This window comes from Enterococcus saigonensis, from assembly GCF_011397115.1.
Classification (GTDB): Bacteria; Bacillota; Bacilli; order Lactobacillales; family Enterococcaceae; genus Enterococcus_C; species Enterococcus_C saigonensis.
On sequence record NZ_AP022822.1, the window covers coordinates 990,337 to 1,005,534 of the forward strand.

The window sequence follows — 15,198 nt, forward strand, 5'->3', positions numbered from 1 at the left end:
TAAATGGATAGTGATTGTTTAAATACAAGCTAAACCTAATGAGATGTCGCCCTTATTTTGTGCGCATTCATTAGGTTTTTTGTTTGCCCATTTTTTGAAAAGGAGGGAAATAGAAGATTAAGAAACAATTTCTTAAATGTAAGCGTTGACATTTATAACGAGTATTAGTATCATCAAATTATAATCTAAATGAATGTATTATTAGATTTAGATTAGTTGTAGCGTGACGTGGAGGCCGACACTGATGCAAATAAAAAAAATCTTAAATAACAATGTAATTATTACAACGGATAAACGAAATAACGAACTTGTCGTAATGGGAAAGGGGATAGCATTTCAAAAAAAGATTGGTGATGAAGTAACTGAAGGACAAGTTGATAAAACATATCGATTGTCTAATACAGATTTAAGTATGAAATTACAAGAATTATTAGAAGATGTACCAATTAGCTATTTAGAACTGGCGACTGAAATAATTGATTGCGGTAAAGAAAAATTGAATGCACCTTTAAATGACTCTATTTATATCTCCTTAACAGACCATTTGCATACTGCTATTCAACGCGTGAAAAAGAAAATACGTGTTCCAAATTTATTGCTTTGGGATATCAAACGCTTTTTCACAGCAGAATATAGCATTGGAAAAGATGCTGTTTCGGTAATTGAGAAACGTTTCAAAGTTGATTTAGGTGAAGATGAGGCAGGTTTTATTGCCCTACATCTTGTGAATGCCCAGACAGAAATTGATAACGATGATGTATATGAAATGACCGAACTGATGGAAGAAATCATTCGGATTGTCAGCTATTATTTTAAAGTTCAATTTGATGAAGAATCTGTTTATTATTATCGTTTTACAACACATTTACGTTTTTTTGCTTCACGAATTATGAATCATCGGCAAAACGAAGGTGAAAGTGATGAAGAGTTGCTTTTGATTATTCAAAAAAAATACCCCAATGCTTATAGTTGCGTAGAAAAAATTAACCAATATGTTACAAAAAAGTACAGCTATTTTATGTCCAATGATGAAAAACTATATTTAACGATTCACGTTGCAAGATTGGTACAAAAATTAGGTAAATGTGAAGAAGAATCGTCCTAAAAAATAAAAATAATTGGAGGAATTGATTGTGGGAAAATATCACGATTTAGCTGAAAAAATTGTTAGCAATGTAGGTGGCAGAGAAAACATTAATAGTTTGACACATTGCATCACGCGTTTGCGCTTTAAGTTAAAAGACGAAAACAAAGCAAACGATGATGTCTTAAAGAACATGGACGGCGTGGTAACGGTTATGAAAAGTGGTGGCCAATATCAGGTTGTTATTGGCAATCATGTTCCAGATGTCTATGCAGAAGTTTTAGAGGTAGCAAAAATTTCAGGTGATGCAGAAGAGGCAAGTGGCGATGGAAACCTTTTTAACCGTTTGATTGATATTTTGAGTGGTTGTTTTCAACCGTTCTTAGGTGCGTTAGCCGCAGCCGGTATGATTAAAGGGTTGAATGCCCTATTAGTATTTTTAGGTACTTTAGGTTGGTTTACCTACACAGCTCAATCAGGTACGTATATGATGCTAAATGCGATAGGTGATTCAATTTTTTACTTTATGCCAGTTATCTTAGGTTATACAGCATCAAAAAAATTCAACTTAAACCCAATGATTGGGATTACAATTGGGGCAGCTCTCGTTTACCCGACAATTCAAGGGTCTGCCTTACAAGGTTTAGTTGAAGAAGGTGCTGCTGCGCCATATAGTATTTTTGGTTTACCAGCTTATACTACTTTTTTAGGTATTCCTTGGGTAGGTGCAAATTATACAAGTAGTGTTGTTCCAGTGATCTTTATCATTGCGTTTGCCGCACAAGTTCAGAAGTTAATGAAACGTGTCATTCCTTCAGTTGTTCAAACATTCTTAGTACCATTTTTCGTACTTTTAATTTCCTTACCAGTTGGATTTTTAGTCATTGGCCCAATCATCAGTATGCTAACAGATTTATTAAGTGCAGGTTTCCAAGCGTTAATGACATTCTCACCAGCGTTATATGGCGCGATATTAGGTTTCTTCTGGCAGGTTTTAGTAATCTTTGGCTTGCATTGGTCTGTTGTACCGTTAGCAATTATGCAAGTCACACAAGAAGGTTTCTCTCAAGTACTAACTGGTTCTTTTGCTGCCAGCTTCTCACAAACAGCTGTTGTTTTAGCAATGTTCTTTAAGCTTCGCGACAAAAAATTAAAAGCGTTATGTCCGCCAGCCATTATCTCCGGTATTTTTGGTGTCACTGAACCGGCGATTTATGGGATTACGTTACCGAAAAAGACCCCGTTTATCTTTTCGATGATTGGTGGTGCCATCGGTGGATTAATTTTAATGATAAATGACGTAACGGGATATACAATGGGTGGTTTAGGGATTTTTGGTTTCTTTAATTTCATTACACCAGAAGGTAATGCTTCTACTGTAATTCCAGCAATAATTGCAGTTTTAATTGCATGTGGTATCAGTTTCTCACTAACATTTTTCTTCTGGAAAGATGAAACGGTAGAAGTAGAAGAAGGCCAGACGAGTATGGAAGTTCGAAAAGAAATCGTTACAGCACCAATCAACGGAGCTATTATGCCATTAAGTGCAGCAAAAGATGAAGCATTTGCGCAAGGTATCTTAGGCAAAGGTGTGTTAATTCAACCAGAAAATGGGGAAGTTGTAGCACCATTTGACGGCACTGTGATGACACTATTTCCAACAAAGCATGCTATTGGTTTGATTTCTGATAATGGCTTAGAATTATTAATTCACATTGGGATTGATACGGTACAATTAGACGGTAAATTTTTCACGCCTCATGTTAAGCAAGGGGACAAAGTAAAACGGGGTCAAAAATTGATGAGCTTTGATATTCAAGCAATCCAAGCTGCAGGTTATAGTGTGGAAACGCCTGTGATTGTAACCAATTCAGCAGATTACTTGGACATTTTGGAAAGTGACAAACCAAATGTTGCCAGCGGTAGTGATGAATTAATTACAGCATTGGCCTAAAAAAGACGAGCTGGCAAAATAGTCAGCTCGCCTTTTTCGCCCAAATTTCTTTAAAAGATTTAATTTGGTGTAAAAGAATCGTGAAATTGTACAGCTGGTTGATTTTCTTCGACCATAATAGTGGAGCTTATTTTTCGGTGATCAATTTGTTGCCCTATTTTAATTAAGTGATTCAATTCTTGCTGATAATTTTGTGCAAAGACAATACTATAAAGCACGTCAAGTAAATAAGAAATTGACAAGTTAGTTGTAAAATTACCAATTTTTGAATAGAGCCGTTCTCTGGTTGTCATTTGCAAGGTACAAGTAGCTAATTTCATTAAAGAATTATCTCCGATACTGGTAATAGCAATAAAAGGTACGCCTTGGCTAGCCAAAATAGTAGCAGTTTGTAAAACAGTTTGATTTTCACCAGTATAAGAAATTAAGATGGCCGTATCATTGTTTGTTAAATTATACGCCTCATATGCTGTTTCACCTTGAATCTGGCTGGTAGTAACAATTTTTCCAATGCGATTCATTTTAACAGCGAAATCTTGAGCAATCAACGTATTGGCATTATTTCCAAAAATTCGCGTAATGCGAGCTTTTAATAAAAGCTCTTTCGCCGTTTTTAAGGCATCGTGTTGCAACAAGGATAATGTATCACTGATTGTTGTTTGTTCTAATTGAGCTAGATTACTAGCAATTCGCATCAAACCATCTTTCGGCGTAAAAGGAAGATTTGCATCGACGGATTGAAAGTGATGGGTCAAATAATTTTGCTCTTTTAAAAAAGCAGTTTTAAATTCCACCCAGCCATTAAAATCTAATTTTTTAGCAATACGGATAAGGGTAGAAGGATGGACAAAAGTGGCTTCTGCTACTTCTTTAATTGTTAAATTCAAACTTTGAGGATGTTTTAAAATGAAAGTAACAACATTTTGTTCAGCATCAGAAAAACTTGTTTGGTGAATTTTTTCTTGAATTAGCATAAAAAACCTCTTTCAATTTTATTTACAATTATTATATCCTATTTGTAAATTTCATTTACAAAAAACAAAAATAATTTCTTGGAATTTGTAAACGCTTTAGAAATAAGTAACTGTTTTATTGTTTTTTTAAAGTAACTCATCAATACTTAAACTATCAAGTAAACAAAGGAGCTGTCGATATGAAACAAGGCGTGAAAATTGCAACTATAGGTGGTGGAAGTAGCTATACCCCTGAATTAATGGAAGGCTTTATTAAGCGTTACAACGAGCTACCGATTTCTGAAATTTGGTTAGTAGATATCGAAGCTGGGAAAGAAAAATTAGAAATCGTAGGAGCGATGGCGCAACGGATGTGGGATGCTTCTCCATATGATGTTCAAGTACATTTAACCTTAGATCGAAAAGAAGCATTAAAAGATGCGGATTTTGTCACAACGCAGTTTCGTGTAGGATTATTAGATGCCCGAGTTAAAGATGAGCGCATCCCTGCTTATTATGGCATGTTAGGTCAAGAAACAAACGGGGCAGGCGGAATGTTTAAAGCTTTTCGAACAGTGCCAGTTATACTAGATATTGTAGAAGATATGAAACGTTTATGTCCAAATGCCTGGTTAGTTAACTTTGCTAACCCAAGTGGTATGGTAACCGAAGCGGTTGTACGGTATGGAAAATGGGATAAAGTAATTGGTCTTTGCAACGTACCTGTGATGGCAACCATGCTCGAACCTGGTTTAATTGGCAAAAAAACAGAAGATTTAATTTATAAATTTGCCGGCTTGAATCATTTCCATTGGCATAAAGTTGCTGATAATCACGGGAATGATGTGACCATGACGCTTATCGACAAAATGTATCAAGAAGATAACGGTCTACCCCAAAATATTTATGATACTCCTTTTGAGCGGGAGTTATTAGAGCAAATGAAAATGATTCCGTGTGCATATCATCGTTATTATTATCAAGAAGAAGAGATGTTGGAACATGCATTGGAAGAATATCGCACAGTGGGAACAAGAGCACAACAAGTAAAGCGGACCGAACATGAATTATTTGAACTTTACAAAGATGAAAACTTAGACCATAAACCAGAGCAATTACAACAACGAGGTGGTGCATATTACTCAGACGCAGCTTGTGAAACGATTGCTTCCATTTATGCAAATAAAGAGACGCAAATTGTTGTTTCCACAAAAAATAATGGTGCACTACCAGATTTACCAGCAGATTGTGTTGTTGAAGTGACAGCTTATGTTGGGGCGCAGGGAGCTCGTAATGTAGCTTTTGGTGAGTTACCGACTGCTGAAAGAGGTTGGTTGCAAGTTATGAAAGCTATGGAATTATTGACCATTGAAGCAGCAGTAACAGGAAATTACGGCACAGCCTTACAAGCATTTACATTAAATCCTTTAATAACTTCAGGGAAAACAGCTAAACGAGTGATGGATGAATTATTTATTGCCCATAAAGCATATTTACCAAATTTTGAAGAAGCAATTGCCCGTTTGGAAAGAAAAGGTATTGAAGTTCAAGATGAAGTTGTCCGTGCAATGGATTTAGTTAATGTGTAATACGAACGCTTATAAAAAATTTCAGCAACTGTTTTTGTCACTAGTAAAAATTAAAGCATTACGATTTAATCGTTTAGATGAGTATATTAAATTAAAAAGAGCGCATAGATTTTAGAAAAATACAAAAATAATTTTAAGAAATTAAGAAAACTGGAGGCTTTACAATGGGATTTAGAAAAGACTTTTTATGGGGTGGCGCAACTGCAGCCAATCAATGCGAAGGCGGTTATAACGAAGGTGGTCGTGGTTTAGCCAATGTGGATGTAGTACCAATTGGTCCAGATCGTTTTCCTGTTATTACTGGTGAAATGAAGATGTTTGATTTTGATGATGATCACTTTTATCCAGCAAAAGAAGCCATCGATATGTATCATCGTTGGCAAGAAGATATTGCTTTGTTTGCGGAAATGGGCTTTAAAACATATCGTCTATCAATTGCTTGGAGTCGTATCTTTCCAAATGGAGATGAAAAGGAACCAAATGAAGAAGGCTTAAAATTTTACGAAGATATTTTTAAAGAATGTAAAAAATATGGAATTGAGCCTTTAGTTACGATTACACATTTCGATTGCCCTATGCATTTAATTAAAGAATATGGCGCGTGGCGCAGTCGTAAGCTCGTTGGCTTTTACGAAAATTTATGTCACGTCATTTTTAACCGTTACAAAGGATTAGTAAAATATTGGTTGACTTTTAATGAAATTAATATGATTTTACATGCACCGTTTATGGGGGCAGGTCTTTACTTCGAAGAAGGGGACAATAAAGATCAAGTAAAATACCAAGCGGCACATCATGAATTAGTTGCATCTGCAATTGCTACTAAAATAGCTCATGAAGTGGATCCAGAAAATAAAGTAGGCTGCATGTTGGCAGCTGGAGCGTATTACCCTTATTCATGTAAACCAGAAGATGTTTTTGCGTCACGTAACAATGATCGTGAAAATTATTTCTTTATCGACGTGCAGTCTCGTGGTGAATATCCAGCGTATGCCTTAAAAGATTTAGAACGTAAAGGTATTGAACTTAAAATGGAAAAGGGTGATCTAGAATTATTAAAAGAAAATACGGTTGATTTTATTTCGTTTTCTTATTATTCATCGCGTGTTTCGACTACAGACCCAGAATTATTGGAACAAACAGCCGGTAATATTTTTGCATCTGTTAAAAATCCATACTTGAAAGCAAGTGAATGGGGGTGGCAAATTGACCCATTAGGTTTACGGATTACATTAAATGATATTTACGATCGTTATCAAAAACCATTGTTCATCGTTGAAAACGGATTAGGAGCAGTAGATACACCTGATTCTGACGGCTATGTCATAGATGATTATCGTATTGAATACTTAGCAGCCCACATTGCTGCTATGAAAGATGCTGTAGAATTGGATGGTGTTGATTTATTGGGCTACACCACATGGGGCTGTATTGATTTGGTTTCGGCTGGAACTGGCGAAATGAAGAAAAGATATGGTTTTATCTATGTTGATCGAGATAATGAAGGAAATGGAACTTTAGCAAGGACAAAGAAAAAATCATTTGATTGGTATAAACAAGTGATTGCCACAAACGGAGAAGATTTAAGCACAGAATAAAAACTGCGCATTAAGCTGGCATATCAGGTCATCAAATAAAATTTAAAGCCAGCCCAGTTGAAGCCCAGTTGAGCTGGCTTTAAAAATTGTAGGGGGAAAATTAATGGTATTTAGTAAAGATTTTTTGTGGGGCGGTGCAACAGCAGCCAATCAATATGAAGGTGGTTATTTATCTGGTGGAAAAGGACTGGCAACTTTAGATGCTATCACTGGCGGGAGCAAAAACCATCCGCGGATGATTACTTTTAAAACTCAAGATGGCAAAATTCAAGAAGTAACAAGAGAAGAAGCGTTACCGGAAGGAGCAAAAGGGTATATAGATCCAGATAAATATTATCCTAGCCATGTTGCCACTGACTTTTATCATCATTACAAAGAAGATATTGCTTTGTTTGCAGAAATGGGATTCAAATGTTTTCGTCTGTCCTTATCATGGGCGCGCATTTGTCCCCAAGGAACGGAGGTAGTAAATGAAGAAGGATTAGCTTTTTACGATGCCGTTTTTGATGAACTATTAAAGTATGGAATTGAACCAGTAGTTACCATTAATCATTTTGATATTCCGATGTATTTGGCAGATGAATTAGATGGGTGGAATAATCGTAAAACAGTTGACTACTTTGTTTTCTTCTGCAAAACAATTTTTAAGCGTTACAAAGATAAAGTAAAATATTGGATGACGTTTAATGAAATTAATTTTTTGAGAAGCTGGACCCAAATTGGAATTCATAAAAATGATAATCAACACCGCTATCAAGCTATTCATCATTTATTTGTTGCTAGTGCCCAGGCAGTAATTTTGGGACATGAAATTAATCCTGATTTCAAAATTGGGATGATGGTAGCGTATATTCCAAGCTATCCAATGACAAGTAATCCCGAAGATGTGATGGCAGCTTTAGAATTTAACCGCGGTCAAGAATTTTTCATTGATGTCCAAGTGAAAGGAACTTATCCTGCCCATAAACTCAAATGGTTTGAGCGGGAAAATATTACCATTAGAAAAGAAGCTGGAGATGATGATTTACTTAAAAAAGGCACGGTAGACTATATTGGCTTTAGTTACTATATGTCTACTGCCTCTTCTGCTAATCCAGAAAATGTTAAATACGTTGGGGGAAATCAGCAACCTGCAGTAAAAAATCCTTATTTAGTAGAATCTGAGTGGGGCTGGGCAGTCGATCCATTAGGACTGAGAATTTCTTTGTGTAACTTATATGATCGTTATCAAGTACCACTATTCATTGTAGAAAATGGTTTTGGAGCGGTAGATTGTGTTAAAGAAGATGGAAGTATTGACGACGACTATCGTATTGATTACTTTAAAAAACATATCGCTGCTATGAAAGATGCAGTTGAATTAGATGGCGTGGATTTAATGGGGTATACCCCTTGGGGCTGTATTGATTTGGTTTCGGCAGGAACTGGCGAAATGAAAAAACGTTATGGTTTTATTTATGTGGATTTGGATGATCAAGGCAAAGGAACACTCGCGCGTACTCGTAAAAAATCCTTCTATTGGTATCAAGAAGTGATTGCTTCAAATGGTGAAAAATTAGATTAATTAAAATGTGATATAAGCACTTTTGGTAATCCTTAGATTACTGAAGGTGTCTTATATCACATTTTTAATGATAAAAATTGTGAAAGAGACTGTTTGAAAAAGTCATTTTAGTAATTTTCTTCAATGATAACTTTGTTTAATTCACTATTGTGATGCACAACAGCTTTTGATTGCCATGTTCCTTTTTTCCAACGGGCGATCATTAACAAACTGCGCAAAGCTTCATCAATCGCGTATGCAATCCAGACGCCCAAAAGACCGAAATTTGCTATGATTGCTAATGTGTATGAAAACGGCAAACTGATAATCCATAAGACAATTAGGCTACAAAATAGTGGAAACTTTACATCCCCACTGGCATTTAACGAACCCACTAAAATCATATTAATAGAACGAGCAGTTTCTAAAACTATTTCCACTAGAAAAACGCCTTTGGCAATGTGGATGATCTCAGGATTGGTGGTGAAAATACTCATAATTGGTTCGATAAACAAATATGTTAACAGACAAATCGAAACAGAAGCCAAAACACCAATCACTGTTGCTTTCATTCCGCGTTTATACGCCTGTTTAAATTCTCCTGCTCCGACATTGCGTCCAATCATAATTTGATTGCCTTGACTTATTGCCGCGGCAACTAAATAGACAAATTGAGTGATAGCCGTAACGTAAGATTTGGCGATTAACACACTTGAGCCAAGAGAAGCGACAATCATTGTAACGACAACTTGAGCACCTTGATAAGACAATGATTCACCTGAAGAAGGCAAACCATACGCCAAAATCTTCTTTAAGTAATGAAGAGAAAACTTTTTTAAACGAGTAGCAAAAATTGAATAATGAACATGCTTTTGCAAAAGAACAAGAGCGATAATTAAACCAATAGTATTACCCAAAACACTCGCTACAGCCAATCCCCAAACACCAAAATTAGGTAAGCCAAAAGGACTATATAAAGCAAAGTAATTTCCAATAACAGCCAGAATGCTAGCAGCAAGTGGAACTAATAATGCTGGTTGTGTAAACCCATGGCTACGCATTACCGCGATAACAACGGCTGTAATGGAAGAAATAAATAAGCTACCGCCGTAAATTTGTAAATAACTACGACCAATAGTAATTAGATTTTGATCTAAATTCATAAAATGCAGTAAGGAATCCGCGAAAAAAATAAACATGAGACTAATTAAAAGGCCTAAAATAAAAGAACCGATTAAAGCAGTATTGATAACAGTCGGAATTTCGCTCTTCTTTTTAGCGCCAATCAGTTGTGCAATAATTATTTGGGTACCGACCGTGATAAAGCCGTAGATAAAGACTGTTAAATTTAATAATTGATTGGCTGCTCCCACTGCTGCAACGGCAGGTTCAGAGTAATGAGAAATCATCCATACATTAACGTTGCCGATTATGACTCTTAAAAATAATTCAATAAAGATTGGCCAACTTAAAAACAGCAATTCTTTATCAGAAGTCTCAAAAAATTTTTTCACGAACTAATCTCCTTTTTTCATCGTATAAGTATAACTATCGATACTATCGTTCAATGATTTTACCGGAAGTAAAAAAAATTACAATCTAGGGATTTAAATTGTAAGAAAAAAGTAATATAGTTTTAAGTAATGTGATTATTTTTCTTATAAGCAGATTATTAGACAGCTAAGTTTATTTCAACTAGAGTTAGCTTACTAATAGAAAGTAAGTGGAGGTAAAAACAATGTATGATGTAATTGTAATCGGTGCTGGACCTGCCGGTATGACCGCAGCTTTATATGCATCACGATCGAACTTATCCGTCTTAATGATTGAAAGAGGCGCTCCTGGCGGTCAGATGAATAACACTGCCGAGATTGAAAATTATCCTGGTTTTGAATCTATTATGGGACCAGAACTTTCGATGAAAATGTATCAAAATGTTGAAAAGTTTGGCACAAAAAACGAATATGGGATTGTACAAGATGTTGTGGATCATGGCAGCTACAAAGAAGTCATAACAGAAGAAAATAGCTACAAAGGCAAAAGCGTTATAATTGCCACAGGTTGTGTTCATCGTAAACTAGGTGCACCTGGTGAGGAAGAATATGCTGGACGTGGGGTTTCATATTGTGCAGTGTGTGATGGGGCATTTTTCCGCAATAAGAAATTGATTGTGGTTGGCGGTGGTGATTCTGCAGTTGAAGAAGCAATATATTTAACTCAATTTGCAAGTGAAGTTGTCATTGTTCATAGACGTGATGAATTACGAGCACAAAAAATTATCCAAGATCGCGCTTTTGCTAACGAAAAAATTAGTTTTGTTTGGGATTCTGTTGTGGAAGAAATCAAAGGAAATGATATGGTGGTAACTGGGGTTAATATTCGCAATATCAAAAGTGATGAAGTCCAGGAAGTCGCAGCTGATGGCGTTTTTATTTATGTTGGCTTGGAGCCGTTATCGGCACCTTTTACTAAATTAGGTATTTTAGATGAAGCTGGTTGGTTATTAACAGATGGTAACATGAGAACTGCTGTTCCTGGTGTTTTTGCTATTGGAGATGGTCGCGCTAAAGATTTACGTCAAATCACAACTGCTGTGGGTGAAGGCGGTATTGCTGGACAACAAGTCTTTCAATATTTGGAAAACATAAAAGACAACCAAACTATTGGTTAATAAAAACCTAATGGACAATAAAAAGTAAAAAATCCGGATAAATTGAAGTGAGAATAGTTTGGCGCACTTCAATTTTCGGATTTTTTACTGTATTTAGCTAGTTACGAACATGTTAGATCTGAGATATTTGATTTAACCATTTAACTATTTAGGCATTTCTAATTTTTGTCCAAGAAAGTTTGCTTTTACAATTGATTGTTCTATTTATCTTCATTCTTATTTTTTAAAAACATTGTTATGAAAGATTGTTGGCGTTATCAAGGTGAAATGATATACTTAAAAAGTAATTAGAAAAATTGAAAGAGGTGTTATTTCATGTCTTGGGAACAAGTCTATGAACAATGGGTAAACGATGTAAATTTAGAAGAAAATTTGAAACTACAATTAGCTGATCTAAAAGAAGATCCTGAAAAACTAGAAGACGCATTTTACGCACCTCTGGAATTTGGTACTGCAGGTATGCGAGGAATTTTAGGACCTGGAATTAATCGGATGAATATTTATACTATCCGTCAAGCAACAGAAGGTTTGGCTCGCTTTATGGATGAACAAGATGATGATACAAGACGCCGTGGTGTTGCAATTGCGTATGACTCTCGGCATATGTCTCCGGAATTTGCGATGGAAGCGGCAAAAACGTTAGCAAAACATGATATTCCATCTTTTGTTTTTGAAAGTCTAAGACCAACACCAGAACTATCTTTTGCGGTTCGTTATTTAAATGCCTTCACTGGCATTATGATTACTGCTTCACACAATCCAGCTTCCTATAATGGTTATAAAGTCTATGGCGAAGATGGCGGACAAATGCCACCAGCAGATGCAGATGCTTTAACAACTTTTGTCCGTGCAATAGATAATCCATTAGAAATTCAAGTCTTATCGGATGAAGAAATTGAACATAGTGGTTTAATCAATATTATTGGCGAAGAAATTGATATAGCTTATTTAAATGAAGTAAAAACTGTCACCATTAACCAAGAACTAATTCGCGAAATGGGTAAAAATTTAAAACTAGTTTATACGCCGTTGCATGGTACTGGCAAAATGTTGGGCGAAAAAGCGCTTAAACAGGCTGGTTTTGAAAAATTTATCTTAGTACCAGAACAAGCCATAGCAGATCCGGATTTTTCTACTGTTAAATCACCAAATCCAGAAGAACATTCGGCATTTGAATATGCAATCGCTCTAGGTAAAAAGGAAAACGCGGATCTTTTGATTGCAACAGATCCAGATGCCGATCGTCTAGGGGCGGCTGTGCGTTTACCAAATGGAGAATATCAAGTATTAACAGGTAATCAAATTGGGGCAATTCTAACAGAGTATATTTTAGCTGCACATAAACAAGCAGGTACATTGCCAAGTAATGCAGCTGTATTAAAATCAATTGTTTCCAGTGAATTACCGACAGCCATTGCCGCCAAGTATGATGTTGCGATGCTGAATGTTTTAACTGGTTTCAAATTTATTGCAGAAAAAATCAAACAATTTGAGATAGATCAGAGTCAAACTTTTATGTTTGGTTTTGAGGAAAGCTATGGTTATTTAGTTAAACCATTTGTTAGAGATAAAGATGCGATTCAAGCATTGGTTTTATTGGCTGAGGTTGCTGCATATTATAAAAAACAAGGTAAAACATTGTATGATGGTTTACAAGATATTTTTACCACATATGGTTATTATGCTGAAAAAACTATTTCTGTGACATTAAGTGGTTTAGAAGGACCGGCTAAAATTAAGACAATTATGGATAAATTCCGGACAGAGGCGCCGAGTGAAATTGGTGGCGTCAAAGTTGTCCAAACAGAAGATTTTAAAGCACAAACGATTGTTGGTTTAGATGGAAATCAAGTGAAAATGTCAACGCCATCATCTGATGTATTAAAATACATGTTAGAAGATGAAAGTTGGATTGCTGTACGTCCATCTGGAACAGAACCAAAAATCAAATTTTATATTGGAGTAAAAGGTGATAGTCAAGAGAATGCAACAGAAAAAATTGCAGTACTTGAAGAAGCAATCAACCAAATAACTGCTGACTAAAAGCAAAAGAGGTGTCAGAATGGATCAAGAAACAGAAATTACGCATGTGAGTCGTCTTTTTAAAGTTTTGGCCGACAAAACACGTCTTAAAATTTTGCTAGCATTAAAAAAAGGTGAATTAAATGTTACAACTATTAGTGAAGTGGTAGCAATGGAACAGTCGGCTGTTTCCCATCAGCTAAAACTTTTACGAGATAATCGGGTAGTCAAGTCACGACGAGAAGGCAAAACTGTTTTATACAGTTTGGACGATCATCACGTATTAGATATTTTAGAACAAACATTTGAACATATTCATCACAGTTAATCGTTAATAAATTTTTTACGTGAAACTCATCATGTTTCTTGTCTTTGCTGAATAAAACTAGAGCTTTCGGTTTCGAAAGCTCTAGTTTTTTTGTCGTATTTTTGGTATGCTAAAGAAAATTTATTAAGAAAATGAATGTATTCTAATCATTTAAATGACAGCTTTTAGGAGGTAGTATGGTAAAGCATTTAAAAATTGGTCTATTAGGTTTAGGTGTAGTAGGATCTGGAGTAGTGCAAGTGATAGCCAAAAATAGTGAGAAAATATTCTCAACTACCGGTATTAAACTAGAAGTTGTAAAAGCTTTAGTACGGGCAAAAGAGGAGAAACAAGCGCTTGCTTCTGAATATGGTTTTTCTTTAGTCCACGATAGTGAGGATATCATGAATGATCCTGAAATTGATATTGTAGTAGAAGTAATGGGAAAAATTGAACCGGCGAAGACTTTCATCTCAGCAGCTCTTAATAAAGGTAAACACGTTGTTTCGGCAAACAAGGATTTAATTGCCCAATATGGCAATGAATTGGTAGCGCTGGCTCAGCAAAATGGTTGTTACTTTTATTATGAGGCTAGCGTAGCCGGTGGAATTCCTATTTTGCGTACGTTGGTAACTAGTTTTTTAGCAGACGAAATTACAGAAATTTTTGGTATTGTTAATGGCACAACAAACTATATGCTAACGCAAATGGTAAAACATCATCTTTCTTATGAAGACTCTTTGAAGCAAGCTCAAAAACTTGGCTTTGCAGAATCAGATCCAACAAATGATGTTGATGGGATTGATGCTGCTTATAAAGCTGTAATTTTGACTCGATTTGCTTTTCAGCAAGATTTGGGTATGAATGATTTTACCATTCAAGGCATTCGAGAAATGGATTTAGCAGACTTAGAATTAGCCCAACGACTAGGCTATGAGGTTAAATTAATTGCACGAATAAAAAATTCTATTACAGGTGTTTATGCGGATGTCGCACCGAAATTAATACCCCAACACCATCCTTTGGCAAGTGTTTCTGATGAACTAAATGGTGTCTTTGTAAAAAGTAAGGGGATTGGTGAAAGCATGTTTTATGGTCCTGGAGCTGGTTCATTACCAACGGCCACAAGTGTAGTGAATGATTTGGCTGTTATTGCACAACGGACAAACCAAGATTTACCGACCACACCTTTTATAGAGTACAAAAAGCAAGTAAATTTACAAAAGAAAGCGAATGTGACTGGTCGTTTTTATTTGGCGTTAAAGGCTCAAACAAAAGCACAAATTGCCAAGATGATGGAAATTTTAGCAAAAGCAGAATTAGGTTTAGAATTAGTGGAACAAAAGCAAACGAATGCTTCACGGTTTGTCTATTTAACTAAAAGCATAACTTTGGCGCAGCGTGATGAAGTTGTTGCTGAATTAACAAAGGCCGCGATCCAAGTGACGCAGACAATGGAAATATTGGAGGAATAAAG

Annotated in this window: 11 protein-coding genes; 9 read left to right on the forward strand and 2 right to left on the reverse strand. The window is 35.8% G+C overall.

What is annotated here, in order from left to right:
• The first annotated feature begins 244 nt into the window (after positions 1-244).
• Both licT and EsVE80_RS04630 read left to right on the forward strand, forming a co-directional pair.
• Positions 245-1,105 carry a BglG family transcription antiterminator LicT gene (gene licT / locus EsVE80_RS04625; protein WP_173102661.1) on the forward strand — a complete coding sequence of 287 codons (861 nt, stop codon included), beginning with the start codon at positions 245-247 and terminating at the stop codon, positions 1,103-1,105.
• A gap of 28 nt (positions 1,106-1,133) precedes the next feature.
• Positions 1,134-3,038: a beta-glucoside-specific PTS transporter subunit IIABC gene (locus EsVE80_RS04630; protein WP_173102662.1), complete on the forward strand. Its 1,905-nt coding sequence runs from the start codon at positions 1,134-1,136 to the stop codon at positions 3,036-3,038.
• Positions 3,039-3,097: 59 nt separating this feature from the next.
• Here EsVE80_RS04630 and EsVE80_RS04635 read toward each other — a convergent pair whose 3' ends face one another.
• Positions 3,098-4,012 carry a MurR/RpiR family transcriptional regulator gene (locus EsVE80_RS04635; RefSeq protein ID WP_173102663.1) on the reverse strand — a complete coding sequence of 305 codons (915 nt, stop codon included), beginning with the start codon at positions 4,010-4,012 and terminating at the stop codon, positions 3,098-3,100.
• A gap of 179 nt (positions 4,013-4,191) precedes the next feature.
• Here EsVE80_RS04635 and EsVE80_RS04640 point away from each other — a divergent pair, with 179 nt between their 5' ends.
• The 3 genes from EsVE80_RS04640 (at position 4,192) to EsVE80_RS04650 (ending at position 8,742) form a co-directional block, all read left to right on the forward strand.
• Positions 4,192-5,580, forward strand: a complete 1,389-nt coding sequence (locus EsVE80_RS04640; RefSeq protein WP_173102664.1) for a 6-phospho-beta-glucosidase — start codon at positions 4,192-4,194, stop codon at positions 5,578-5,580.
• 164 nt (positions 5,581-5,744) lie between these two features.
• Positions 5,745-7,178, forward strand: coding sequence for a 6-phospho-beta-glucosidase (locus tag EsVE80_RS04645; RefSeq protein WP_173102665.1), 1,434 nt, complete (start codon positions 5,745-5,747; stop codon positions 7,176-7,178).
• A gap of 103 nt (positions 7,179-7,281) precedes the next feature.
• Positions 7,282-8,742 (forward strand): glycoside hydrolase family 1 protein, encoded by a 1,461-nt coding sequence (locus tag EsVE80_RS04650; RefSeq protein WP_173102666.1) that lies wholly within the window; start codon positions 7,282-7,284, stop codon positions 8,740-8,742.
• Positions 8,743-8,849: 107 nt separating this feature from the next.
• Here EsVE80_RS04650 and EsVE80_RS04655 read toward each other — a convergent pair whose 3' ends face one another.
• A complete protein-coding gene (locus tag EsVE80_RS04655) occupies positions 8,850-10,235 on the reverse strand; it encodes an MATE family efflux transporter (RefSeq protein ID WP_232061279.1) in 1,386 nt (461 codons plus the stop codon).
• A gap of 224 nt (positions 10,236-10,459) precedes the next feature.
• On the opposite strand from EsVE80_RS04655, the gene trxB reads away from it, so the two are divergent.
• The 4 genes from trxB to EsVE80_RS04675 all read left to right on the forward strand — a co-directional run bounded on the left by trxB (position 10,460) and on the right by EsVE80_RS04675 (position 15,196).
• On the forward strand, positions 10,460-11,392 hold the full coding sequence (trxB, locus tag EsVE80_RS04660; RefSeq protein ID WP_173102667.1) for a thioredoxin-disulfide reductase: 933 nt from the start codon (positions 10,460-10,462) through the stop codon (positions 11,390-11,392).
• Between the two features lie 315 nt (positions 11,393-11,707).
• Positions 11,708-13,435: a phospho-sugar mutase gene (locus EsVE80_RS04665; protein ID WP_173102668.1), complete on the forward strand. Its 1,728-nt coding sequence runs from the start codon at positions 11,708-11,710 to the stop codon at positions 13,433-13,435.
• A 19-nt stretch (positions 13,436-13,454) separates the two neighbouring features.
• The gene (locus tag EsVE80_RS04670) at positions 13,455-13,742 is read left to right on the forward strand and encodes an ArsR/SmtB family transcription factor (RefSeq protein ID WP_173102669.1); all 288 of its coding nucleotides are present in this window, start codon (positions 13,455-13,457) and stop codon (positions 13,740-13,742) included.
• Between the two features lie 176 nt (positions 13,743-13,918).
• The gene (locus EsVE80_RS04675) at positions 13,919-15,196 is read left to right on the forward strand and encodes a homoserine dehydrogenase (protein WP_173102670.1); all 1,278 of its coding nucleotides are present in this window, start codon (positions 13,919-13,921) and stop codon (positions 15,194-15,196) included.
• Positions 15,197-15,198: the final 2 nt, after the last annotated feature.

Bases quoted from the DNA above. Each gene is read 5' to 3' on its own strand.
- licT (WP_173102661.1), top strand. From the start codon at position 245: ATGCAAATAAAAAAAATCTTAAATAACAATGTAATTATTACAACGGAT.
- EsVE80_RS04635 (WP_173102663.1), bottom strand. From the start codon at position 4,012: ATGCTAATTCAAGAAAAAATTCACCAAACAAGTTTTTCTGATGCTGAA.
- EsVE80_RS04640 (WP_173102664.1), top strand. From the start codon at position 4,192: ATGAAACAAGGCGTGAAAATTGCAACTATAGGTGGTGGAAGTAGCTAT.
- EsVE80_RS04645 (WP_173102665.1), top strand. From the start codon at position 5,745: ATGGGATTTAGAAAAGACTTTTTATGGGGTGGCGCAACTGCAGCCAAT.
- EsVE80_RS04650 (WP_173102666.1), top strand. From the start codon at position 7,282: ATGGTATTTAGTAAAGATTTTTTGTGGGGCGGTGCAACAGCAGCCAAT.
- trxB (WP_173102667.1), top strand. From the start codon at position 10,460: ATGTATGATGTAATTGTAATCGGTGCTGGACCTGCCGGTATGACCGCA.
- EsVE80_RS04665 (WP_173102668.1), top strand. From the start codon at position 11,708: ATGTCTTGGGAACAAGTCTATGAACAATGGGTAAACGATGTAAATTTA.
- EsVE80_RS04670 (WP_173102669.1), top strand. From the start codon at position 13,455: ATGGATCAAGAAACAGAAATTACGCATGTGAGTCGTCTTTTTAAAGTT.
- EsVE80_RS04675 (WP_173102670.1), top strand. From the start codon at position 13,919: ATGGTAAAGCATTTAAAAATTGGTCTATTAGGTTTAGGTGTAGTAGGA.